Here is a 23,624-nt window from a genome sequence, read left to right as displayed (position 1 = left end):
GGGGCAGCCGCGGGCTGCGCCGGGTGGCCATGGTGCGTTTTCTCCCCGACGACTTCCGACGAGACACGCCCGACATGGTCGATACCCCCAAGATCCTCTACACGCTCACCGACGAGGCCCCGTTCCTCGCCACGCAGTCGCTGCTGCCCATCGTCGAGGCGTTCACGCGCACGGCGGGCATCGCGGTCGAGACGCGCGACATTTCGCTGGCCGGGCGCATCCTGGCGCAGTTCCCGGAGCGGCTGACCGACGCGCAGAAGATCGGCGACCACCTGGCCGAGCTCGGTGCGCTGGCCACCACCCCCGAGGCCAACATCATCAAGCTGCCGAACATCAGCGCCTCGGTGCCGCAGCTCAAGGCGGCGATCGCTGAACTGCAGGCGCAGGGCTTCGACCTGCCGGCCTACCCCGATACGCCGAAGGACGATGCCGAGCGCGACGCGAAGGCGCGCTACGACCGGGTCAAGGGCAGCGCGGTCAATCCGGTGCTGCGCGAGGGCAACTCCGATCGCCGGGCACCGGCGTCGGTGAAGGCGTACGCGCGCAAGCATCCGCACCGCATGGGCAAGTGGTCGTCGGATTCGAAGACCCACGTTGCGCACATGGACGCTGGCGATTTCTACGGCAGCGAGCGCTCGGCGACGATCGCCAAGGCCGGTGCGCTGACGATCGAGCTGGTCGGCGCCGATGGCGCGGTCACTGCGCTGCGCGATCCGGTGAAGGTGCAGGCCGGTGAGATCGTCGATGCGGCGGTGCTGTCGCGCAAGGCGCTGGCGACGTTCGTCGCGGCGCAGATCGCCGATGCGAAGGCGCAGGGCGTGCTGTTCTCGCTGCACCTCAAGGCGACGATGATGAAGGTCTCCGACCCGATCATGTTCGGCGTGGTCGTAGGCGAGTTCTATCGCGACGTGCTGGCCAAGTACGCCGATGCGCTGGCCAAGGTGGGCTTCGATCCGAACAACGGCATCGGTGATCTGTACGCGCGCATCCAGTCGCTGCCGCAGGACCAGCAGGACGCGATCCGCGCCGACATCGATGCGCTGTACGCGCAGCGCCCGGCGCTGGCGATGGTCAACTCCGACAAGGGCATCACCAACCTGCATGTGCCCAGCGACGTGATCGTCGATGCGTCGATGCCGGCGATGATCCGCGACTCGGGCGGCATGTGGAACGCCGCTGGCAAGCTGCAGGATGCCAAGGCGGTGATCCCGGACCGCTGCTACGCGGGCGTCTACCAGGCGGTGATCGAGGACTGCCGCACGCACGGCGCGTTCGATCCGGCGACGATGGGCTCGGTGCCCAACGTCGGCCTGATGGCGCAGAAGGCCGAGGAGTACGGCTCGCACGACAAGACGTTCCAGATTCCCGCCGACGGCACGGTGCGGGTGAGCGACGCCGACGGCAACGTGGTGTTCGAGCACGCGGTCGAGAGCGGCGATATCTGGCGCATGTGCCAAGCCAAGGACGCGCCGATCCAGGACTGGGTGAAGCTGGCCGTGAGCCGTGCACGCCTGTCGGCGACGCCGGCGGTGTTCTGGCTCGACAGCGCGCGTGCGCACGATGCGCAGGTGATCGCCAAGGTCGAGACCTATCTCAAGGATCACGACACCAGCGGCCTGGACATCCGCATCCTGCCGCCGGTCGAAGCGACGGCGTTCTCGCTGGCGCGCATCCGCAAGGGCGAGGACACCATCTCGGTGACCGGCAACGTGCTGCGCGACTATCTGACCGACCTGTTCCCGATCATGGAACTGGGTACGAGTGCGAAGATGCTGTCGATCGTGCCGCTGATGGCCGGCGGCGGGCTGTTCGAGACCGGGGCCGGCGGTTCGGCGCCCAAGCACGTGCAGCAGTTCGTCGAAGAGAACTATCTGCGCTGGGATTCGCTCGGTGAGTTCCTCGCCCTGGCCGCATCGCTCGAGCACCTGGGCCAGACGCGCGACAACGCCAAGGCCAAGGTGCTGGCGGCAACGCTGGACACGGCCAATGGCCGCATCCTCGATGAGAACCGCTCGCCTGCGCGCAAGGTGGGTGAGCTGGACAACCGCGGCAGCCATTTCTACCTGGCGCTGTACTGGGCGCAGGCCCTGGCCGCGCAGGACGACGATGCCGAGCTGAAGGCGACGTTCGCGCCGCTGGCCAAGGCGCTGTCGGACAACGAAGCGGCGATTGTCGCCGAGCTCAACGGCGCGCAGGGCAAGCCGGTGGAGATCGGCGGCTACTACCACCCTGATCTGGCGAAGATCGCGCAGGCGATGCGCCCCAGCGCCACCTTCAACGACGCGCTGGCGACGTTGCAGGGCTGAGTCGGTCGTCCGGGCTGCATTCGCCCCCTCCCCGGCCCTCCCCCGCAAGCGGGGGAGGGAGAAGAGCGCAGGCGGCGGTTTGGGAGAGAGTTGCTTGCTCTCTCCCCCGCAGGCGGGGGAGGGAGAAGAGCACAGGCGGCGGTTCGGGAGAGAGCTGCCATTGCTCCCTCCCCGCAAGCGGAGGGAGGAAACGGAGCACAGGCGACTGTTCGGAAGGGAGTTGCTTGCTCCCTCCCCGCAAGCGAGAGAGGGAAAGAAGCACAGGCGACTGTTCGGGACGGAGTTGCTTGCTCCCTCCCCCGCACGCGGGGGAGGGTTGGGGTGGGGGGCTGCTTTCAGTCGTATGCAACCCAGGACATCGCGTCCTGGGTTTTTTCATTGTGGGAACAGACGTCAGCGCGAGCGCTCGGCCCCGCCCCGGCCCCCCCCCGCAGGCGGGGGAGGGAGAAAAGCGCAGGCCGCTGCTCGGAATGGGGCTGTCATTGGCCCCACCTCGCGCGCGCGGGGGGAACTTCGGCGCGCGTGGGGGCGGTCAGACGCAGCCTCAGTCGGTGAGCTTCACGACGAGCTTGCCGAAGTTGCGGCCCTCGAGCATGCCGATGAAGGCGTCGGGCGCGTTCTCCAGGCCGTCGACGACGTCCTCGCGCCAGCGGATGCGACCGTCGCGCAGCCAGCCGCCCATCTCGCGCAGAAACTCCGGGTATAACGCGATGAAATCGCGCTGGACGAAGCCGCGCACGGTCAGGTGTCGCGACAGGATCAGGCTCATCAACTGCGAAAGGCGATCGGGGCCGGGCGGTGGCGTGCTGTCGTTGTAGTGCGCCACGAGGCCGCAGACCGGCACGCGGGCGAAGTCGTTGAGCAGCGGCAGCACGGCGTCGAGCACCTTGCCGCCCACGTTCTCGAAGTAGACGTCGATGCCGTCCGGACACGCCGCCTGCAACTGCGCGGCGAAGTCGTCGGCGCGGTGGTCGAGGGCGACGTCGAAGCCGAGGTCGTCGCGCACATGCGCGACCTTGTCGGGGCCACCGGCGATGCCGACCACGCGGGCGCCCTGGAGCTTGGCGATCTGCCCGACGGTTGCACCGACCGGGCCGCTGGCTGCGGCCACGACCAGGGTCTCACCATTCGCCGGCTTGCCGATCTCGCGCAGGCCGGCGTAGGCGGTGAAGCCCGGCATGCCGTAGACGCCCAGCGCCAGCGACGGCGCCGGGCCGTCCCGGTCGATCTTGCGGCGCAGGCCCTCGCCGTCGACCACGGCATGGGTCTGCCAGCCGGCGTGCGCGAGCACCAGGTCGCCGGGCGACCAGGCCGGATGCAGCGACTCGACCACTTCCGAGACGGTGCCGCCATCCATGACCTCGCCGACTTCGATCGGGGCGACATAGGAGCGGCCGGCATTCATGCGGCCACGCATGTAGGGGTCGAGCGAGAGCCAGCGGTTGCGCAGCAGCACCTGGCCGTTGCGCGGGGCCGGCAGTGGGGCCTGCTCGATGCGGAAGTTGGCAGCGGTCGGCGCGCCTTCGGGGCGCGCGGCCAGAACGATGCGGGTGGTGGTGGTGGGCTTCATCGGCGCATACCTCTGGATGGAAGGGGGTGTCATACCGCATCGGGGCGGTATGCCCCGTCGAGACGATGGAATGGCTCAGCCGGCGCTGGCGCCGTCGAGTGCAGCGATGTCGGCCTTGGACAGCAGCAACGTCCGCGCGGCCGCCAGTTCGCGCAGTTGCGCGAGGCTGGTGGCGCTGACGATCGGTGCGGTGATGCCAGGGCGCGCGATCAGCCAAGCCAGGGCGACCTGGGCGACGGTCGCCGCATGGCGGCAGGCGACATCGTCGAGCGCGCCGAGGATGCGCTTGCCGCGCGGGTTGAGGTACTGCTGGACCACCTGCGCGCCGCGCGCGCTGGACTTGGCGGCGTCGGCCTCGCTGCGGTACTTGCCGCTGAGGAAGCCGCTGGCCAATGCGTAGTAGCTGATCACGCCCAGGCCGTGCTCGCGCACCAGCGGCTCGAGCTCGCGCTCGTAGCCGGCGCGATCGACCAGGTTGTACTGCGGTTGCAGCGTCTCGTAGCGCGGCAGCCCGTGCCGGCGCGAGATCGCCAGCGCTTCGGCCAGACGCGGCGCGGTGTAGTTCGAGGCGCCGATCGCGCGCACCTTGCCCTGCTCGATCAGCCGCGAGAACGCGCCGAGGGTGTCCTCCAGCGGCACCGTGGGGTCGTCCTCGTGGGCCTGGTAGAGGTCGATGACGTCGGTGCCGAGCCGGCGCAGCGAGTCGTCGCACGCGGCCTGGATGTTGGCCGGCGACAGGCCCGGGCGCTGCGCCCACTTGGCGACCTTGGTCGCGATGGTCACCGCCTGGCGTTTGCCGCTGCGCTGCAGCCACTTGCCGATCAGCGTTTCCGATTCGCCGCCGGCGTTACCCTCGGCCCAAGCGGAGTAGACGTCGGCGGTGTCGATCAGGTCGATCCCCAGCGCGACGCATTCGTCGAGCAATGCGAACGAGGTCGCCTCGTCCGCGCTCCAGCCGAACACATTGCCGCCGAACGCCAGCGGCGAAATGCGCAGTCCGGACTGTCCGAGTTCGCGTTCGGCCATGGTCGAATTTCATCCAGAGAAGAGGTTGCCAGCATAGGCAGCGCGCGGCGACGTGCGCGTCCATGCGCTGCAAAGCAGTGTTCCGGCCACGTGTGTCCGGACCGTGCGGGCCCGCAGCGGCGCGGCTTGTGGCACGCTGGCGGCACCTGTCCACCGGAGTTCCACCCATGCAACGCAGCTTGTCGTTGTGCGCCGCCGTCCTGCTCGCGCTGACTGCCTGCGGCGGTGCGCAGATCCGGGCCGATACCTCGGCCGACCTCGACGCCGCCAACGTGGCGCGCCTGGAGGCGGCGATCGCCGGCGACGGGCGCACGCCCGAGAACGCCGCGCGCGATGGCGCCCGCCACCCGCGCGAGACGCTGCAGTTTTTCGGTGTCCGTCCGGGCCAGACCGTGATCGAGATCACGCCCGGCAGCGGCGCCTGGTACAGCGAGATCCTGGCGCCGTACCTGCGCGGCAGCGGCCGCTATGTCGCGGCGATGGTCGACCCGGCGGCGGTGCCCGCCGGCCGCGGGCGCGACTACCAGCAGGCCCAGCGCGACGGCCTGCAGGCACGCTTCGCGCGTGATCCGGCGCACTTCGACCGGGCGCAGATCGTGAGCTACGACCCGGCGGCGCCGCAGCTGGGGCCGTCCGGCTCGGCCGACGTCGTGCTGACGTTCCGCAACGTCCACAACTGGCGCAGCAGCGGCCAGGCCGAGGGCATGTTCAAGGCGTTCTTCGATGTATTGCGCCCCGGCGGCGTGCTGGGTGTGGTCGAGCATCGCGCGGCCGGCGATGTGCCCACCGACGACCGCAGCGGCTACGTCGGCCAGGCGCAGGTCATCGCGCTGGCCCAGGCGGCCGGCTTCCGGGTCGACGGCAGCAGCGAGATCAACGCCAACCCGCGCGACACCCGCGACCATCCCGACGGCGTGTGGACCCTGCCTCCGACCAACCGCCACGAGCCGGGCGATGCGGCCCGCTATACGGCGATCGGCGAAAGCGACCGGATGACGCTGCGCTTCGTGAAGCCCTGATCGACCGGGATTGAGGCTCGGCATTGACATTAGGGATGCGCAGCCGCGCGTCCCGCCGTCCGCCTGCCGTGCCCCCGCCCAAGTTCCGACCCTTCGTTTCCATGCTGATCGCCTTCAACAAGCCTTTCAACGTGCTGTGCCAGTTCACCGACCGCAGCGTGCCGCCGCGGGCGACGCTGGCCGGGTTCGGGTTGCCGGCCGGGGTGTATCCGGCCGGGAGGCTGGACCACGACAGCGAAGGTCTGCTGCTGTTGACCGACGACGGGCCGCTGGCGCACCGGATCACCGACCCGCGGCACAAGCTGCCCAAGACCTACCGGGTGCAGGTCGAAGGCGCGCCGACGGCCGCGCAACTGCAGGCGCTGCGCGACGGCGTGACGCTCAAGGACGGGCCCACCCGGCCGGCGCAGGTGGCCTTGCTCGATCCACCGCCCGCACTGTGGCCGCGCGATCCGCCGGTGCGCTTCCGCAAGTCCGTGCCCGACGCCTGGCTGGAGTTGACGATCCGCGAGGGACGCAACCGCCAGGTCCGTCGGATGACCGCTGCGGTCGGGCTGCCGACGCTGCGGCTGGTGCGCGTCGCGATCGGTCCCTGGCAACTGGCCGAGCTGCCTCCGGGCGGATGGCGAGCGGAAGCGGGCTGAACGACGCCGCCCCTGTACCGGCGCCCATCACGTCACGTGCATTTCTGTTAACGTCTGGGTCGTTTTCGGCGTGAACTTGCACGCGTCCCCGACCCGCCAGGCTTTTCCACGGAGCTCCATGCCGTACTCCAGTCCCGTCAGCGGCCGCATCCTGGTGGTCGACGATCAGCCGGCGAACCTGCGCGTGGTCAGTTCGTTGCTGAGCCGTCACGGCTACGAGGTGACGACTGCGGCCGATGGAGCCGAAGCGCTGGCGCTGCTGTCGGACCTGCGTCCGGACCTGCTGCTGCTCGACATGCTGATGCCGAACATGGACGGCTTCGCGCTGCTGGGCGAGATCAAGCAGATCCCCGAGTTGCTGCGGCTGCCGGTGGTGTTTCTGACCGTCGCCCAGGACCGCGACCTGTTGTTGCGCGCATTCGATGCCGGCGCGGTGGACTACGTCACCAAGCCGTTCATGCCCGAGGAACTGTTGGCGCGCGTGAATGCCCACGTCGGCCTGAAGCAGACCCGCGACCGGCTCGAGCGCATCGCCCGCGAACGCCAGGAGCTGGTGAACCTGGTCGCGCACGACCTGAAGAACCCGTTGTCGAGCATCTGGTTCGCCAGCGACATGCTGCTCAAGGGCGAAACCAAGCCCGAGCGCGTGCCGCGCTACCACCGGATGATCCACGACAGCGCCGAGGACGCGCTGGGCTACATCCGGCGTTACCTCGAGACCCAGGACACCTCGCGCAAGGGTGAGGCGGCCGACAGTGCCACCGCACTGCGCGAGGTCGTCGACTGGCTGGTCGACCGCTACGCGCTGCAGTTCGAGGACCGCGGTGTGTCCTTGCAGACCCGGCTGCCGTCGGCCTCGCCGATGGTCGCGGTCGATACGCTGGTGCTGCGCCAGGTGGCCGAGAACCTGATCACCAACGCGATCAAGTACGCGCCATCGAGCAGCGTCGACATCTCGCTGCGCGGCGGCGGTCCGGGGTTCTGGCAACTGTTGATCGAAGACCGTGGGCCGGGCATCGCCCGCGACCTGCAGCACGCGCTGTTCCGGCCGTTCCAGCGGCTGGCCCACGCGGGCAAGGACGACGGACGCTCCAGCGGGTTGGGGCTGTCGCTGGCCAAGCAGATCATCGTCAACCTCGGCGGGCAGCTGTGGTACGAGGACCGCGAAGGCGGCGGTGCGCGCTTCATCATCGAGCTACCCGAAGTCGCCGCCGAGCGCGCGCTGCCGACCGCCGCCAACGACGACGCGCCGCCGCGCACGCGGGGCTGAGCCCTTCGCACACACGGGGGGCACTGGGAATTCTCGCTCGGCGAAAGTGCACTCTGACCCCGGTCTTGTTCATTTTTCATCCCCACGCGATGTCGCAAAACGCGTACCGAACACATCGCCCTCGTTCCACCGCGGCGGCGTGTCGTCGTCGCCGATCAGGCGCGTGATCGCGGCGCTCACGCGCGCCAGGCGGGCGGCATCGCCGTACTGGATCGGCAGGTCGACGTTGTCGCAGGGCCGGTGATAGCAGTTGCGCAGGAACCAGGTCGCCGCGACCCGCGGGTCCTGGCCCGCACTGGCCGACGTGACGCCGCCGTCGAGGTACAGCGCCGGCACGCCGGCGCGCACGAAGGCGTACTGGTCGCTGCGCACGAACGTCGCCTCCTCCGGGAACGGATCGGGCGACAGCGTGACGCCGACCTCCGCCGCCGCGCGCTCGGCCGCATGCTTCAGGCTCGAATGCTCGACGCCGATGGCCACGATGTCGCGCGTGGGCGCGGTGAGGATCGGCATGTCGATGTTGAGATTGGCGACCGCACGGCCGGCAGCCGGCGACGGTCGGCGCGCCAGCCAGGTGGCGCCAAGCAGGCCCTGCTCCTCACCGGTCACCGCGGCGAACACGGTCGAGCGCCGTGCCGGCCGGCCGTTGTGCGCCAGTTCGTGCGCGGCCTCGAGCATGATCGCAATCCCCAGTGCGTTGTCGAGCGCGCCGTTGTGGATGCCCTCGCCGTCCGCGCTGGCTCCCAGGTGATCGAGGTGCGCGGTGTGTACGACGCTCTCGCCGGCCAGCGCCGGATCGCGGCCCGGCAGCCGACCGACGACGTTGTGGCCCTCGCGCGTGTCGATGCGCGTGCGCGCGGCCAAGGTCAGCGTGCCGGGCAATGCGAACGGCGTCGCGGTGCCGGCGCGCGCGGCGTCGGCCAGTTCGGCCGCGGTGCGCGGGCCGTCGGCGAACACCAGGTCGGCGGCGGCCGCGGACACCACCGCCATCATACGCAGTGGCGGGCCGTCGTCGAAGGCGCGGCCGTCGTCGCCGCGCAAGCGCATCGCCGGCTGCAGCCCGCGCTCGAGCGTGCGCGCCCAGGGCGTGCCGGCCTCGTCGGCGGCGGTGTGCACCAGCACCAGCGCGATCGCGCCGTGGGCGGCGACCGCCTCGACCTTGCTGCGCAGGCTGCCGTAGTGCGCAGCCTGGGTGCCCGGGAAGCGGGCGGGCGCGCCGCCGAATGCGACTGCGATGCGCCCGCGCAGGTCGACGCCGCGAAAGTCGTCGTGGTCGAGCTCGGGGGCGTCGATCGCCTGGCCGACGAAGACCGCCGGCGCGCTGGCCTCGCTGCGCGGCGCGGCGAAATCGGGCAGCGGCAGGAACTGCTCGAACGGCCGCAGCGCGATGCGCCGCCCGCCGCGCTCGACCTCCAGCCGGGCCCCCTCGCGCTCGACGACGGCGCGCAGCAGCGGCACGCGTTGCTGCCAACCACCGCCGTCTCCCGCCGGTTCCAGGCCAATCTGGGCAAAGCGCGCGGCGACATGCTCGGCAGCCCGCGCATAGCCCGCGCTGCCGGTGAAGCGGCCTTCCATGCGGTCGTCGGCCAGGATGCGCACGTCGGCCTCGATGCGCTGGCCGGCCGGCGTGTCGTTGGCGACCGCGGCGGTGGCGGGCATCGCCTCGGCCGAGGCCGGGGCCGGCTCGCGTCCGCAGCCGGGCAGCAGTGCGAGCAGGCAGACGAGCAGCGCGAAACGGGGCATGACACGGGTCCGAGCGGGCGAGGCCGGACCGTAGCACAGGCCGCCGGCGCGGCCGCGAGGCCTGCACATCGGGCTTGCTAGCCTGCCGCGATGTACGACCTCGACCATGTACACCGGCGCTACGGCGCGACCACCGCGCTCGATGGCGTCGACCTGCAGATCGCGCCCGGCGCGACCACCGCGCTGATCGGCCCCAGCGGCGCGGGCAAGTCGACGCTGCTGCGGATGCTTGTCGGCCTGGAATGGCCCGACACGGGCGAGGTGCGTTTCGACGGCACGCCGCTGCGCCGCGACACGTTGCCGGCGCTGCGCCGACGGATCGGCTACGTGATCCAGGAGGGCGGGCTGTTCCCGCATCTCGATGCCGCCGGCAACGTCGCACTGCTGGCGCGCACGCTGGGCTGGTCGCGGGCGCGGATCGAGGCGCGCATGACCGAGCTCGCCGCGCTGTGCCAGCTGCCGGCCGATGCGCTGCGACGCTATCCGGCGGAGCTGTCGGGCGGGCAGCGCCAGCGTGTGGGGCTGATCCGTGCGCTGATGCTCGATCCCGACGTGCTGCTGCTCGACGAACCGCTGGGCGCGCTCGACCCGATCGTGCGCCACGACCTGCAGGCGCAGATGCGCGCGCTGTTCGCGCGCCTGGGCAAGACCGTGGTGCTGGTGACCCACGACATCGCCGAGGCGGTGTGGTTCGCCGACACGGTGGTGCTGCTGCGTGCCGGCCGCATCGTGCAGCAGGGCCCGCCGCGCGCATTGCTCGACGCGCCCGCGGACGATTTCGTGCAGGCCTTCATGCGCGCCCAGCGCAGCGTCGACGAGGCGGCACGGTGAGCGCGCGGCGCACGCTGTTCGCGATGCTGGCACTGCTGGTCGGTCTGTTGCTGCCGATCGTGGCCGCCGCGCAGGCCGCCACGATCGGCTCGAAGAACTTCACCGAAGGCGTCGTGCTGGGCGAGATCGCCACGCTGGCGGCGCGGCAGGCCGGCGCCGAGGTCACCCATCGCCGTCAGCTCGGCGGGAGCCGGATCCTGTGGCGCGCGCTGCTCGAAGGCGAGATCGACGCCTACGCCGAGTACACCGGCACGCTGGCCGACGAACTGCTGCGCATGCCGCGTGCGCAGCGCGCCGAATTGGATGCGGCGCTGGCCGAACGCGGACTGGCGATGACCGCGCCGCTGGGGTTCGACAACAGCTACGCGATCGGCATGCGCCGGCAGCAGGCCGCGCAATTGGGGATTGCGCGGCTGTCGGACCTGGCCGGGCACCCGCAGTTGCGGCTGGGCCTGAGCAACGAGTTCATGTCGCGCGGCGACGGCTGGCCGGGGCTGCGCACCGCCTACGCGCTGCCCCAGCGCCCCGATGGGCTCGACCATGATCTTGCGTATCGGGCGCTGGCCAGCGGGGCGATCGACGCCACCGACCTGTACGCGACCGACGCCGAGATTCCGCACTACGACCTGGTCGTGCTCGACGACGACCGCGACTACTTTCCGTCGTATGCCGCGGTCTATCTGTACCGGGCGGACCTGGGCACGCGCGCACCGGCGGTGCTGGCCGCGCTGCGCGGGCTGGAAGGTCGGATCGATGCGGCGACGATGCAACGGCTCAATGCGCGGGTGAAGCTCGACGGCGTGCGCGAGGCGACGGTCGCGGCCGACTGGCTCGGGGTTGCGCCGAGCGCGGGCGACGGTCGCGTGGCGCGCATCGCCCAGCGCACCGGCGAGCATCTGGCGCTGGTCGGCATCTCGCTGGGCGCGGCGCTGCTGGTCGCATTGCCGCTGGGCGTGGTCGCCGCGCGGCGGCCGCGGCTGGGCCAGGGCGTGCTGGCACTGACCGGCGTGCTGCAGACGCTGCCGTCGCTGGCGGTGTTCGTCTTCATGATCCCGCTGTTTGGCATCGGCGCGGGGCCGGCGATCGCCGCGCTGTTCCTCTACAGCCTGCTGCCGATCGTGCGCAACACGCACGCTGGGCTGACCGGCATCGCACGCGAGCTGCGCGAGACCGCGGCGGCGATCGGGCTGCCACCGGCGACGCGGCTGCTGCGGGTGGAACTGCCGCTGGCCTTGCCGACGATCCTGGCCGGCATCAAGACCGCGGCGGTGATCAATGTCGGCACCGCGACGCTCGGTGCCCTGATCGGCGCCGGCGGCTACGGCCAGCCGATCCTCACCGGCATTCGGCTCGACGACCTGGGCTTGATCCTCGAAGGCGCGGTGCCCGCTGCGTTGCTGGCACTGGCGGTGCAGGGCGTGTTCGAACTGGCCGAGCGCGCGCTGGTGCCACGCGGCCTGCGGCTGGCCGCGCGGCGCTGAGCCTCAACCCGCGCGCAGGCGGAAGACGATGACAGTCGCGATCGCGACCACCGACACGCCGCCCACGATCCAGAGCAGGTTGTAGACCGTGAAGCGCCGGTTGCGCAGCGCCTGCGGGTCGCCGCAGGCGGCGTTGGCGGCCAGCTGCAGCCGGACCAGGCTGGCGCAGGCCAGCGGCATCAGCGCGATCCCCGACCAGTCCACCCAGGGCGTCGTCGCCGGCCAGCGCTCGGCCACCGACGGACCGACGAACGCGGTGCCCCAGGACACCGCCTCGCACAGCGCAAACACACTCGCCACCGCCATCGGCCACCAGCGCCGCGCACTGCCCGACGCGCGCAGCGCCTCGTCGATCCGACGCGCCAGCGCATGCACGGTCAGCCACGCGAACAACGCGCGCACGACCGGGCGCAGCTTGACGCGATGCACGGCCTGCCAGCGGCTCCAGTGCCGGTAGAACCAGTACATCTGGTAGAGCCCGAACGTCGCGACGTAGAGCACCACCAGTTTCAGCGGCGAGACCACGTAGAACGCATCGCCCGTCACTGCGGGTGCGCGCACGTCGGACTGCGGCGGGGCGAACGGATCGTCCGGCGCGTGCATGCCGGTCAGCCGCCGCCGGCGCGCGTCGCGCGCAGCATCGGGTTCATTGCGACAGATCCACGACGAAGGCCGGCAGCAGGATCGCCGCGCCGGCCAAGGCCCAGATCAGGCCGAAGATCACGATCCACGCCCCGTTGGCCCAGGTGAAGCGCCGGTTGCCCGCGCCGTCGGGATCGCCGCAGGCGGCGTTCGCGGCGCGCTGCATCGCCAACATCGACAGCGCGATCGGCACCAGCGCCAGCAGCGAGATGTAGTCGGTGATCGGCACGCCGATCCCGCCATCGGCCAATAGCGAGGTCACCGTGCTGCCGATCTGACACACGACGTAAACGGTCGCCGCCAGCGCCGGCGACCAGGCGCGCACGATGCCGAGCGCGCGCAGGCGCTGATCGATGCGCCGGGCCAGCGCATGGGCAAAGAAGATCGAGAACAGCGCGCGCGGCACCGGCCACACGGTCGCGTTGTGGGCGCGTCCCCACCGGCGCCAGTGGACGTAGAACCAGTACAGGACGTAGAGGCCGAAGGTGACGAAGAACAGCACGCAGAACTTCGTCGCCGAGACGACGTAGAACGGTTGCGCGTCGGCGGCGGTGGCCGGCATCGGCGCCACGTCCGCGGTGGGGGGCGCGTACAGATTGTCCGCAGATGCATCCTGCATCGGTGATGTCCTGTTTCGAGGCCTCGCGCATGGTAACGCGAGCACCTGAGGACGCTGTCCGCCGCGAGGGCTCGGCAGCGCACTCGGGCTGGCACCCATAGCGGGTCGGGGGGCGGACGCGCGCTGGGTGTGGCGCCGCGTCCCTTCGAGGCGCCCGGGTACGACACCTGGCGCGATCTACCGGTGCGACCCCATGCGCAGTCGACAACTGGCCGGTCAGGCGCGAGCTGGGCGGAAAGGCTGGTCGAGGCAATGACGCCACATCAAGGCGCACCATTGAGCAATTTGGACTACTTAGATGTTCCATTTACTGCCAAACTAGCTTGAAATGTCTACTTTGATAGACCATTATCGACCGATGGACAGCGCCATCGAGCTCTATATCAACGGCACATGGCACTGCGCTGCCCGTATCGCGGTGAACGAACGCGCCGTGCGCTTTGAGTACCTGCCCGACTATGTCTTCGGCCACCTTGAGCACGCGCCGCCCGTGGCGCTTTCGCTCCCGGTCAGTATGGAGATCCACACCTGGTCGGGCGCTTCGCAGACGCCTCTGGCCTTCCTGTGGGATCTGGTGCCGCAAGGGCGCGGCCGCGAGCACCTGGCCGGCCTGCTGGGGGTTTCGGCCCAGGACGCCACACAGGATTTTTTCCTGGCCCAACACGGCGCCTTTGCGCCCATTGGACGTCTTCGTATCGACACCGCCGTCGAGTTCTACCAGCGTCAGACCGGCGGCGCTCCGGCGGAGGGCTTCACGACGCGAGACATCAGCGAACGAACCGATGCATTTCTTGCGCAGCTCGCGTTGCACAACATGCTTGCGGCCGGCACACCCGGCGTGCAGGGCGTGGCCCCGAAGTTTCTGCTGACTCAGGACGAAGAAGGGCGTTGGTATCCCGATGCAGCGCTGCCCGATGCGCGGGCACGTGAGCACTGGATCATCAAGCTGCCGCGAGGCCGGGACCCGAGCGATCAGCGGATTCTTCGCCACGAATCCATCTATCTGCAGGCCGTTGGCGCCTGTGGCCTGCGTACGATCGACACGCCCGTCTTCAAGGACGGCATGCTGTTCCTTCGCCGGTTCGACCGACAGGTCGGCCCCGATGGTGTCGTCCATCGTCTCCATCAGGAGACGCTGTCGGCACTGGCCGGGTTACCGGGCTTCGGCCGCAACGCATCGCTCTTTGCGCTCACCGAACGATTGGCGGACATGGCGTCGAATCCGGCCCAGGCCGTCGCGGAATTCCTGTGCCGGGACGTCCTCAACCGGGCGCTGCGCAACCCGGACAACCACGTGCGCAACACCTCCGTGCAGCAATGTCCGGACGGGACCGTGCAACTGACCCCGCTGTACGACATCGGCCCGATGTATCTCGATCGCGAGCTGATCACCCGCACCTGCGACTGGCGTCTGCCCGAGGGCAGGATCACCGACGATTGGAACGTGATCCTGGAGCGATTGGCGCTGCACGACGACGTCAAAGTGAAAGTCGCCATCGCGCTCAAGACCTTCGGCGAGGAACACCTGCCGAAACTCGCCCAGGAACTGCGCATGCGAGATGCCGATGCGGATATCGTCGAGGCGTGCGAGACCGCGATCGGATTTCAGATCACCAAGCTTCAGGCCATTGCCCATGCAACGCCGACGCCCTGACAGCCAGACGGTCCGCCTGCTCAGAGACGCGCTGGCGGTCGACATTGCCTACGGTCGTCTCGACCTTGCGCAAGCCGTCAAGCGCATGCGCAAGATCAGCGGATTGACCCAGGTGCAGTTCGCCAAACATCGCGGCATGAGTCTACTGACGCTCAAGCGTATCGAGAGCGGTAAAGGAAACCCGACGGTCGAGACGCTCGAAAGCATCGGACATCTCTTCGGGCTTCGCGTCGCCTTCGTGCATGCGGATCCCAAAACGACCGCCCATTGGCTCGAACACGAAGACGCGCGCGACAACGATCGTTGAGCGCTGGCAGAACGGGGCGCGCCTAACGCGACGCGGGCGGCGTGTCGTCGTCAAGGTCGCGCGCCCGGGGGCGCGCCGGGAACGGCAGCACGACGCCGCGCGTGTCATCGGCCGGCGGGCGCTGCCACAGCACCGGCACATCGTGCGGGGCTGGCGGCTCCAGCGTTTCGGCCTGCAGGCGCGCAGCGCGTTCGGCCTCCGCCTCCTCGATCTCCCAGCTGTAGCGGCGGCGCGGCGGCTGCGGGTCGGCACGGCGGAACCAGAACGCCGCCAGCACGCCGCCCAGTGCGCCGCCCAGGTGCGACTGCCACGACACGCCCGGCTCCTGCGGCAGGATCGTCAGCAACATGCCGCCGTAGAACAGGAAGGCGATCATGCCCGCGGCGACCGACGGCCGGTCGCGGCGCAGCAGGCCGAGCACGAAGATCAGGAACATCAGGCCGTGGGTCACGCCACTGGCGCCCAGGTGGTGCGACCCCGGATCGCCGAGCAACCAGGCGCCCAGCCCCGAGCCCAGCCACATCAGCGGCAATCCACGCAGCGTCGCCTTGGGATACACCGCGAGCGCCAGCGTGCCGAGCACCAGCAGCGCGCTGGCGTTGGCGATCAGGTGCCCCGGCGAGCCGTGCAGCAGCGGCGCACCGAGCAGGCCCATGAGGCCCGCCCAGTCGCCGGGACGCACCGCCAGCGCACGCCAGTCGACCATCGCCTGGATGCCGAAGGCGATGACCAGCAGCAGCACGAAGCCGATGCTGGCCTGCAGCGCGCGCGACAGCCGCTGCCTGTCGCGCGCGCGCTGGGCGGGCGAATCCTCGGGCGCTTCGGGCATGTCCAGATGCATCGGTCCAAGGTGGCGACAGATCGCGAGAACGCAAGCGACGGAAGCGATCGCGACAGAGGCCGCGTCCGACGAGCGCGCGGCAGCGGAGCGGAGACGACGCCGCGAGCGCGCTGGATGCTTGCTCGCGCCAGGCCCGTGCCCCCTCCCGACGCCTGCGGCGTCGACCTCCCCCGCGCTGCGGAGGAAGTGGCCCCGTCTGCGCTGCGAAGGAAGTGGCGCGTCCGCGCTACGCGCGCGAATCGCGCGGCTTATCTCCCTCCCCCGCATTGCGGGGGAGGGCTGGGGTGGGGGCGCTGTTCGCGGCAAGCCCAGCCCCCACCCGACGCCTGCGGCGTCGACCTCCCCGCGCTGCAGAGGAAGTGGCCCCGTCTGCGCTGCGAAGGAAGTGGCGCGTCCGCGCTACGCGCGCGAATCGCGCGGCTTATCTCCCTCCCTCGCATCGCGGGGGAGGGCTGGGGTGGGGGCGCTGTTCACGGCAAGCCCAACCCCACCCAACGCCTGCGGCGTCGACCTCCCCCGCGCTGCGGAGGAGGTGGCCCCGTCTGCGCTGCGAAGGAAGTGGCGCGTCCGCGCTACGCGCGCGAGTCGCGCGGCTTATCTCCCTCCCCCGCATCGCGGGGGAGGGCTGGGGTGGGGGCGCTGTTCGCGGCAAGCCCAGCCTCACCCGATGCCTGCGGCGTCGACCTCCCCCCAGGTGACGCGCGCGCGCCGTTACGCTGCGCCGGCCACGCGCCCGCGCCGCGCGCGTTCGAGGTGCACCAGCAGCAGCGAGATCGCCGCTGGGGTCATGCCCGGGATGCGCTGGGCCTGACCGACAGTCAACGGCCGCACCTGGCCGAGCTTCTGCACGATCTCCGCCGACAGCCCACGCACACCCGCATAGTCGAAGCCGTCCGGGATCGCCGTGCCTTCCTGACGCTGTTGACGTTCGATCTCCACGCGCTGGCGCTCCAGATAGCCGGAGTACGTCGCCTCGATCTCCACCTGCTCGGCGATCTGCGCATCCATCACGCCGGGCCCGATGCCCGCCACGCGCATCAGCGTCGGGTAATCGAGCCCGGGGCGGCGCAGCAGGTCGATCGCGTTGCTCTCCCGGCGCAGCTCGATGCCCAACGTCTCGACGGCGGCCCGGCCCAACGCGTTGTGCGGCGATGCCCACAGCCCGCGCAGGCGCGCGGTCTCGCGCTCGAGCCCCTCGCGCCGGGCGTCGAAGCGTCGCATGCGCGCATCGTCCACCACGCCCAGCTCGCGGCCGATGCCGGTCAGGCGCAGGTCGGCATTGTCCTCGCGCAGCTGCAGCCGGTACTCGGCGCGGCTGGTGAACATGCGGTACGGCTCCTTCGTGCCGTGGGTGATCAGGTCGTCGATCAGCACGCCGATGTAGGCCTGGTCGCGGCGCGGGGTCCAGGCATCGAGGCCCCGCACGTGGCGCGCGGCGTTGAGGCCGGCGATCAGGCCCTGCGCGGCGGCTTCTTCATAGCCGGTGGTGCCGTTGATCTGCCCGGCGAAGAACAGCCCCGCCACCGCGCGCGTCTCCAGCGACGCCCGCAGCCCGCGCGGGTCGAAGAAGTCGTACTCGATCGCGTAGCCGGCGCGGGTGATGTGCGCCTGCTCGAAGCCGACGATGCTGCGCACCAGCGCCAACTGCACGTCGAACGGCAAGGACGTCGAAATGCCGTTGGGATAGATCTCGGCGACGTCCAGGCCCTCGGGCTCGACGAAGATCTGGTGGCTGTCCTTGTCGGCGAAGCGCACCACCTTGTCCTCGATCGACGGGCAGTAGCGCGGCCCGATGCCTTCGATCTGGCCCGAGAACATCGGCGAGCGATGCAGCGCGCCGCGGATGATCTGGTGAGTGCGCTCGGTGGTGCGGGTGATCCAGCACGGCACCTGGCGCGGGTGGTCGGCCTGCGAGCCGAGGAAGGAGAACACCGGGCGCGGATCGTCGCCGGGCTGGATCGCCATCGCGTCGTAGTCGAGCGTGCGGCCGTCGATGCGCGGCGGGGTGCCGGTCTTGAGCCGATCGACGACGAACGGGCGCTCGCGCAGGCGCTGGGCGAGCGTGGTCGCCGGCGGATCGCCCGCACGCCCGCCCGCCGACTGGGCTTCGCCGACATGGATGCGACCGCCAAGAAACGTGCCGGCCGTCAGCACCACGGCCGGCGCGTCGAAGCGCAGGCCGGTCTGGGTGATGGCACCGCGGACCGCGTCGCCCTCGATGACGAGGTCGTCGACGGCCGACTGGAAGATCGTCAGGTTCGGCTGCGCCTCGACGGCCCGACGCACGAACGCACGGTAGAGATTGCGGTCGGCCTGGCAGCGGGTGGCGCGCACCGCCGGACCCTTGGAGGCGTTGAGCCGCCGCCACTGGATGCCGGCAGCGTCGGCGGCGCGGGCCATGACCCCGCCCAGGGCGTCGATCTCGCGCACCAGGTGGCCCTTGCCGATGCCGCCGATCGCCGGGTTGCAGCTCATCACGCCGATGGTCTCGACGTTGTGGGTCAGCAGCAGGGTGCGGGCGCCGGCACGCGCGGACGCGAGCGCCGCTTCGGTGCCGGCGTGGCCGCCGCCGACGACGATGACGTCGTAGCTATGGAAGTCGTTGGGCATCGACGGATTATCCGGCAGGTCGGCCGCCGCCGGCGAGCCGGTGCTTGGCACGATTTCTGCGTACGTTAGAACTGCACCCGGGACGGCGAGCGTCTGAAAGGGGGGCGCGGCTGGAGATTGGAACAGGGCCGGCCATGTACGTCCCGGGGAAGCGCGGGGCCGGATGTCGGGGGACATCCGGCCCCTTTTTCATTGGCTCGTCGCGCTACACACGCATCGTGCGCGGCAGAGCGAAGAGCCGACGCCCGGCGGAGGGCGGAACAGGGGGGATCCGAGAGTCCCCCGCCGGGCATCGACAGTCGTATGACCTTTTCGTCGCAAACCGACGCAATCGGTCAGGCGGGGCCAAGCTTCGCCCGGGAATGCCAAAGGCGCAAGCCCCAATGCAGGCCGACTTCCCGGAATGGGCCGGAGTTCACGAAAGCCGCCAAGCGCAGCAAAACCGGGAGGACCGGGAAAACCGGGGTCAGAGGCGCTTTTCGCCTAGACATCGCGCCATGTCGTCAGCAACGCATGCGCGAAAAGCGACTCTGACCCCGGTTTTTGGGCCGATCAGGGGATGCGCTGGTCGGGGCGGCGGTAGCCGGCGCGCTCGCGTGGGGCCGGGCGCGGGGTGTCGCTGCTCGGCGGACGGCTCGGGGGACGCTGCTCCGGCGGGCGCGCCTGCGGCGGCGGGCGATAGCCCGGACGCGGGCCGCTGTGGCCGGGACGGCCGTCGCCGCCGCCGGGGCGGCCGCCCCAGTGCCCACCCGGGCGACCCGGGCGATCGGTGTCGGGGCGTCCGGGCCGATCCGGGCGGCCGACACCGGGTCGGCCATCGCCCCAGCCCGGGCGGCCAGGCCCGTGGCCGTGCGGCGGCCGGTATCCGGGTCGTCCGTGTCCGTACCCAGGGCGACCGGGCACGACCGGGCGCACGATCACCGGCGGCGGTCGGTAGTAACCGCCGCCGTAGCCATACCCGTAGGGCCGGGTGCCGTAGTACGGCGCGCCGTACCCCGCACCGCCGTACCAGCCCGAATAGCGGCCATAGCCGACGCTGCCATAGGGCGCGCCATAGCTGCGATACACCGTGCCGGGCGCGCCGTAGTAGTAGTCGCCGCTGCCGCCGCGGTAGCCATAACTGGCGCAACCGGCGAGGGTGAGACAGGCGACGAGGATCAATCCCTTGCGGATCATGGCGGTCCCCCGGTCGATAAGGGGTCCAGCTTCGGCCGCGCCCATTGAATCGGCCCTTAAGGGCGCCGGTCCGCCACGCGACACGGTCAGGTTGGATCGTGAATCCGCAAGGCCGCTCGGCTACGCTGTCGCGATGCATGCCGCCCTGCCCTTGCCCGACGCCAACGCCCTGCTCGCCGCAGCTGCCCGGCTCGCGCCGGTCGCCCATCTCACACCGGTGCTGCGCAGCCGGGTGATCGACGCAGCCGCCGGTTGCGCGCTGCATTTCAAGGCCGAACATCTGCAGCGCGCAGGCGCGTTCAAGTTCCGCGGCGCCTGCAATGCGGTGCTGGCGCTGGACCCTTCGATCGCGGTGCGCGGGGTGGTCACCCATTCGTCCGGCAATCACGGCGCAGCACTCGCCCTGGCCGCGCATCTGCGCGGCATCGCCTGCCATGTCGTGGTGCCCGAGGGTGCGGTGGCGACCAAGCTGGCGGCGATCGCCAGCTACGGCGCGGTGTTGCACCACTGCGCGCCGACGCTGGCCGACCGCGAGCGCACCTGCGAACAGGTCCGCGCACAGACCGGCGCCACACTCGTGCATCCGTATGCCGATACGCAGGTGATCGCGGGCCAGGGCACGGCCGCACTCGAACTGCTGCATGCGGCCGGGCCACTCGACGATCTGGTGGTGCCGGTCGGCGGCGGCGGGCTGGCGGCCGGTACCGCGTTGGCGATCGCGCACGCCGCGCCGCAGACCCGGCTGGTGCTGGCCGAGCCGCGCGGCGCCGACGACACCCTGCGCTCGCTGCAGCAGGGCACGCGTGTGCACGACCTGGTGCCCGATACGGTCTGTGACGGCCTGCGCGGGCTGCTGGGCGCGCCGAACTTCGAGATCCTCTCGCGCCACGGTATCGAGCGCGGCCAGCCGGTCGAGGTGCTGGCGGTCGACGATGCCGACACCGTGGCTGCCGCACGGCGGATCGCCGTGCACACCAAGCAACTGGTCGAGCCGTCGTCGGCCATCGCGCTGGCCGCGGTGCTGGGCGCGCCGGCGCGCTTCGCCGGCCGTCGCGTCGGCATCGTGCTCAGCGGCGGCAACGTCGATCCGGACCGGCTGCCGTGGCGGCCATGAGCCAGCGGCGTCGACGTCGCCCGCTGCTGCGCCTGTGCGTCTGGATCGCGCTGCTGCTGGTCGCCTGGCTGGCCGGCGTCGCGGGCTGGATCGTGCATGTGGGCAGCCGCGACGAGGCCGGGCCGGCGGACGCGATCGTGGTGCTGGGCGCGGCCGCCTATGACGCGGTGCCCTCGCCGGTGTTCGAGGCGCGCATCGACCATGGCCTGGATCTCTACCGCGCCGGCCATGCGCCGGTGCTGATCTTCACCGGCGGCTACGGCGGCGCCAAGGCACGGTTCTCCGAGGCGCAGGTCGCACGCCGCTATGCGTTGCGCCGCGATATCCCGGCCTCGGCGATCCTGACCGAGTCGCGCTCGCGCACCACGGTCGAGAACCTGGTCGAAGCGCAGCGGCTGATGCGCGAGCACGACCTGCATCGGGTCATCGTGGTGAGCGACCCGCTGCACATGGCGCGCGCCCTGCGCGCCAGCCGCCGACTCGGCATCGACGCGCTCGGTTCGCCGACCCCGTCGACGCGTTTTCGCACCTTCCGCACCCAACGCGAGTTCCTGCTGCGCGAGGTGTACTTCTTCCACCGCGATCTCTACGAGTCGATCGTTCGCAAGCTAGCTGCATGACCGAAACCCATTCGGCCGCGGTACTCGCGCTGGTTGAAGGCAGCGACAACTTGAGCACCGGCGCGCAGATCGTCTGAGGCGCGACGCACAGGCGCGCTCCACGCACCGGGCGTTGTGGGTCAATCGCCGGCTTCGCTGTGGCCCGCAGATGCGTGTCGATCGACCGCGCCGCCGCTGAACGTCACGCGCGAGGATCGGCGCCGCCCCTTTGACATACGCAACGTATGTGAAAGATGATCCGCATCCCAATCCCACAGACCCGTCGCGATGCCGCGCCAGACCCGCCAGGCCATGATGGCGCAGACCCGTGCACTGCTGATTGCCAGCGCGCGTCAGGCGTTCGCACAGGTCGGCTATGCGCAGACCTCAATGGATGCGTTCACCGCCAAGGCAGGCCTGACGCGGGGCGCGCTCTATCACCACTTCGGCAGCAAGGAAGGGTTGCTGCGCGCGGTGGTCGAGCAAATCGAGGGCGAGGTCGCGCTGCGCCTGGAGGCCATCGGTGCAGCCGCCGGCACGCCCCTGGAGGGGTTCCGGCGCCGGTGCTGCGCTTACCTGGAATTCGCACTCGAACCGGAGATCCGACGAATCGTGCTGCAGGACACCCGCGCAGTCTTTGGCGATGTCCCGGCGGCCGCGCAATCGGCGGCCATCCTCACGCTCGAAACGGCGCTGCAGACGCTGGTGGACGCGGGCACCGTGGCGCCCGTGGCGGCCCCCGCCGCGGCGCGAATGATCTACGGCGCGGTCACTGAAGCTGCGTTCTGGATCGCCGAGTCCGACGACGCCCAGGCAGACCGCCTGGCGGAGGCGCTGCGAACACTCCATCGCGTGCTCGACGCGATCCTTCTCCCACCGCCCCAAGGGCCGATTCGATGATGCAATGGTCGAACACCGCGACGCGCTTCGGCGCGATCGCCAAGCTGTTCCACTGGACCACCGCGGCCGCGTTCATCGGCGCCTACCTTGTGGTGTACGTCGTGATCTGGTGCATGGACGACACCTCGCCGGCCTCGTTGCCCGTCCTCAACATCCACTGGGCGCTCGGCTTGCTCGTCGGCTTCCTGGTCCTCCCTCGCTTGCTGTGGCGGGCGTGCAATGTCACGCCCGCCCCACCGGCGGCCTCGCGGGCCGAGCACTGGCTTGCCGAAACCGCGCACTGGCTGCTCTACGCCTGCATGATCGTCATGCCGCTCACCGGTTATCTCGGCACCGGGGCGCCGACCGACTTCGGCCTGTTCGTGGTGCCTGGCTTCAACGAGACCGCCGCTTTCCAGTGGCTGTCATCGACATGGCAGCTGTCGTGGGAGGCCTTCGAGGCGCCGATCGACGTGATCCACCACGCGCTGGGCAAGTGGGTGGTCTGGGTGATCGTGCTCGGCCATGTCGCAGCCGCCCTGCATCACCACTGGATCCGCCGCGACGACGTGCTGTTGCGCATGTGGCCCGGTGCTCGTAGCGGACGCGCGACGCGCCGCTGACCCGTCCCGCGTCGGCGCACCGTCGATGGCGAAGCAGGCCGCCGCTGCGGGCGTCAGCGTGCAGGCTGGCCGTCGGCCACCAGGGTCAGGCCCTCGGCCAGCAGCCAGCGGGTCGCGAGCACGCGCTGGGGCTGCGGCTGGTCCTTGAGCACGTCGACCATCTGCCGGAATGCGCGGCAGCGCCCTGCCCGGCTGGCCTCGTCGGTCCCGGTCGAAGTGAGCCCGAGCATGAAGCCGTCGTGCAGCAGCGTCGCGGTCACCGCCGCGGCGCGCAGCACCTGTTGCGCGGCGGCCGGATCGAAGGCCTGCGGCTGACCTTGCAGGCCGGTCAGCGCGACGTTGGTGAAGGCATTGGCGAAGCGATTGCGGCTGGCCGGTCCGAGCCGGTCGACGGTGCGCTGGAACGCGGCCAGGTCGCGCGCAGCGTCGGGCTCGAACAGATCGCACAACGCCCGCGCTTCGCCGGGTTCGCGCGAGGCGTGCAGGACCGCCTGGAACAGCCCGTCGATGGCCTCGGGCGCGGCGCGCCGCAGGACATCGCTGCCCGTCGACAGCACCGCGGCAGCATCGATCTGCGACAGGTCGATCTCGTACTGCTGCGCGGACGCCGGCAGCCACAACGCGGTCAACAGCAGCACAGCGGTCGGGCGCCAGCGCATCAAGGCATCCA

At 70.5% G+C, this 23,624-nt stretch carries 21 protein-coding genes; 12 read left to right on the top strand and 9 right to left on the bottom strand.

All coding sequences use genetic code 11. The annotated features are described in order from the left end of the window. Positions 1 to 74 precede the first annotated feature (74 nt). Complete coding sequence (locus ABE487_RS10570) at positions 75 to 2,306, top strand: NADP-dependent isocitrate dehydrogenase (RefSeq protein ID WP_346452762.1); 2,232 nt, start codon at positions 75 to 77, stop codon at positions 2,304 to 2,306. Between the two features lie 544 nt (positions 2,307 to 2,850). Here ABE487_RS10570 and ABE487_RS10565 read toward each other — a convergent pair. After that, a complete protein-coding gene (locus ABE487_RS10565; protein WP_346444493.1) occupies positions 2,851 to 3,876 on the bottom strand; it encodes an NADP-dependent oxidoreductase in 1,026 nt (341 codons plus the stop codon). A gap of 75 nt (positions 3,877 to 3,951) precedes the next feature. Then, complete coding sequence (locus tag ABE487_RS10560) at positions 3,952 to 4,902, bottom strand: aldo/keto reductase (protein WP_346452760.1); 951 nt, start codon at positions 4,900 to 4,902, stop codon at positions 3,952 to 3,954. Between the two features lie 167 nt (positions 4,903 to 5,069). On the opposite strand from ABE487_RS10560, the gene ABE487_RS10555 reads away from it, so the two are divergent. The 3 genes from ABE487_RS10555 (at position 5,070) to ABE487_RS10545 (ending at position 7,835) form a co-directional block, all read left to right on the top strand. After that, the gene (locus ABE487_RS10555; RefSeq protein ID WP_346452759.1) at positions 5,070 to 5,921 is read left to right on the top strand and encodes a methyltransferase; all 852 of its coding nucleotides are present in this window, start codon (positions 5,070 to 5,072) and stop codon (positions 5,919 to 5,921) included. 101 nt (positions 5,922 to 6,022) lie between these two features. Beyond that, positions 6,023 to 6,565, top strand: a complete 543-nt coding sequence (locus ABE487_RS10550; RefSeq protein WP_346444497.1) for a pseudouridine synthase — start codon at positions 6,023 to 6,025, stop codon at positions 6,563 to 6,565. Between the two features lie 118 nt (positions 6,566 to 6,683). Beyond that, a complete protein-coding gene (locus ABE487_RS10545) occupies positions 6,684 to 7,835 on the top strand; it encodes a HAMP domain-containing sensor histidine kinase (protein WP_346452894.1) in 1,152 nt (383 codons plus the stop codon). Between the two features lie 69 nt (positions 7,836 to 7,904). Here the strand turns inward: ABE487_RS10545 and ABE487_RS10540 are convergent, their stop codons facing one another. Continuing rightward, on the bottom strand, positions 7,905 to 9,578 hold the full coding sequence (locus tag ABE487_RS10540; protein WP_346452757.1) for a M28 family peptidase: 1,674 nt from the start codon (positions 9,576 to 9,578) through the stop codon (positions 7,905 to 7,907). 90 nt (positions 9,579 to 9,668) lie between these two features. Here ABE487_RS10540 and ABE487_RS10535 point away from each other — a divergent pair, with 90 nt between their 5' ends. Both ABE487_RS10535 and ABE487_RS10530 read left to right on the top strand, forming a co-directional pair. Further along, positions 9,669 to 10,409, top strand: a complete 741-nt coding sequence (locus tag ABE487_RS10535) for an ABC transporter ATP-binding protein (RefSeq protein WP_346452756.1) — start codon at positions 9,669 to 9,671, stop codon at positions 10,407 to 10,409. 23 nt (positions 10,410 to 10,432) lie between these two features. After that, on the top strand, positions 10,433 to 11,890 hold the full coding sequence (locus tag ABE487_RS10530) for a glycine betaine ABC transporter substrate-binding protein (RefSeq protein WP_346452761.1): 1,458 nt from the start codon (positions 10,433 to 10,435) through the stop codon (positions 11,888 to 11,890). Between the two features lie 3 nt (positions 11,891 to 11,893). Here ABE487_RS10530 and ABE487_RS10525 read toward each other — a convergent pair whose 3' ends face one another. Further along, complete coding sequence (locus tag ABE487_RS10525) at positions 11,894 to 12,493, bottom strand: hypothetical protein (RefSeq protein WP_346452755.1); 600 nt, start codon at positions 12,491 to 12,493, stop codon at positions 11,894 to 11,896. A 43-nt stretch (positions 12,494 to 12,536) separates the two neighbouring features. Then, on the bottom strand, positions 12,537 to 13,151 hold the full coding sequence (locus tag ABE487_RS10520) for a hypothetical protein (RefSeq protein ID WP_346452754.1): 615 nt from the start codon (positions 13,149 to 13,151) through the stop codon (positions 12,537 to 12,539). A 358-nt stretch (positions 13,152 to 13,509) separates the two neighbouring features. Here ABE487_RS10520 and ABE487_RS10515 point away from each other — a divergent pair, with 358 nt between their 5' ends. Both ABE487_RS10515 and ABE487_RS10510 read left to right on the top strand, forming a co-directional pair. After that, positions 13,510 to 14,805 (top strand): HipA domain-containing protein, encoded by a 1,296-nt coding sequence (locus tag ABE487_RS10515; protein ID WP_346452753.1) that lies wholly within the window; start codon positions 13,510 to 13,512, stop codon positions 14,803 to 14,805. Then, the gene (locus tag ABE487_RS10510; protein ID WP_346448463.1) at positions 14,786 to 15,112 is read left to right on the top strand and encodes a helix-turn-helix transcriptional regulator; all 327 of its coding nucleotides are present in this window, start codon (positions 14,786 to 14,788) and stop codon (positions 15,110 to 15,112) included. Before ABE487_RS10515 ends, ABE487_RS10510 begins: the two co-directional genes overlap by 20 nt. Positions 15,113 to 15,134: 22 nt before the next feature. Here the strand turns inward: ABE487_RS10510 and ABE487_RS10505 are convergent, their stop codons facing one another. The 3 genes from ABE487_RS10505 to ABE487_RS10495 all read right to left on the bottom strand — a co-directional run bounded on the left by ABE487_RS10505 (position 15,135) and on the right by ABE487_RS10495 (position 19,739). After that, complete coding sequence (locus ABE487_RS10505; protein WP_346452893.1) at positions 15,135 to 15,953, bottom strand: rhomboid family intramembrane serine protease; 819 nt, start codon at positions 15,951 to 15,953, stop codon at positions 15,135 to 15,137. A 711-nt stretch (positions 15,954 to 16,664) separates the two neighbouring features. Continuing rightward, positions 16,665 to 18,563 carry a tRNA uridine-5-carboxymethylaminomethyl(34) synthesis enzyme MnmG gene (gene mnmG, locus ABE487_RS10500; RefSeq protein WP_346441886.1) on the bottom strand — a complete coding sequence of 633 codons (1,899 nt, stop codon included), beginning with the start codon at positions 18,561 to 18,563 and terminating at the stop codon, positions 16,665 to 16,667. 552 nt (positions 18,564 to 19,115) lie between these two features. Next, positions 19,116 to 19,739 carry a hypothetical protein gene (locus ABE487_RS10495; RefSeq protein WP_346452783.1) on the bottom strand — a complete coding sequence of 208 codons (624 nt, stop codon included), beginning with the start codon at positions 19,737 to 19,739 and terminating at the stop codon, positions 19,116 to 19,118. 133 nt (positions 19,740 to 19,872) lie between these two features. Between ABE487_RS10495 and ABE487_RS10490 the strand changes: the two genes are divergently transcribed. The 4 genes from ABE487_RS10490 (at position 19,873) to ABE487_RS10475 (ending at position 22,954) form a co-directional block, all read left to right on the top strand. Continuing rightward, positions 19,873 to 20,853: a pyridoxal-phosphate dependent enzyme gene (locus ABE487_RS10490; protein WP_346448468.1), complete on the top strand. Its 981-nt coding sequence runs from the start codon at positions 19,873 to 19,875 to the stop codon at positions 20,851 to 20,853. Then, on the top strand, positions 20,850 to 21,473 hold the full coding sequence (locus ABE487_RS10485) for a YdcF family protein (protein ID WP_346441889.1): 624 nt from the start codon (positions 20,850 to 20,852) through the stop codon (positions 21,471 to 21,473). Before ABE487_RS10490 ends, ABE487_RS10485 begins: the two co-directional genes overlap by 4 nt. A 267-nt stretch (positions 21,474 to 21,740) precedes the next feature. Further along, entirely contained in the window at positions 21,741 to 22,352 is a 612-nt protein-coding gene (locus ABE487_RS10480) for a TetR/AcrR family transcriptional regulator (RefSeq protein WP_346452784.1), read from the top strand. Beyond that, the gene (locus ABE487_RS10475; protein WP_346441891.1) at positions 22,352 to 22,954 is read left to right on the top strand and encodes a cytochrome b; all 603 of its coding nucleotides are present in this window, start codon (positions 22,352 to 22,354) and stop codon (positions 22,952 to 22,954) included. Before ABE487_RS10480 ends, ABE487_RS10475 begins: the two co-directional genes overlap by 1 nt. A 53-nt stretch (positions 22,955 to 23,007) precedes the next feature. Here the strand turns inward: ABE487_RS10475 and ABE487_RS10470 are convergent, their stop codons facing one another. Next, positions 23,008 to 23,613, bottom strand: a complete 606-nt coding sequence (locus ABE487_RS10470; RefSeq protein WP_346448472.1) for a hypothetical protein — start codon at positions 23,611 to 23,613, stop codon at positions 23,008 to 23,010. Positions 23,614 to 23,624: the final 11 nt, after the last annotated feature.

Origin of the sequence: Luteimonas sp. TWI596, from assembly GCF_039674105.1 — a bacterium.
Lineage (GTDB): Bacteria > Pseudomonadota > Gammaproteobacteria > Xanthomonadales > Xanthomonadaceae > Luteimonas.
The sequence above is the reverse complement of the archived record's forward strand: the minus strand, read 5'-3'. Positions and strand labels throughout refer to the sequence as shown.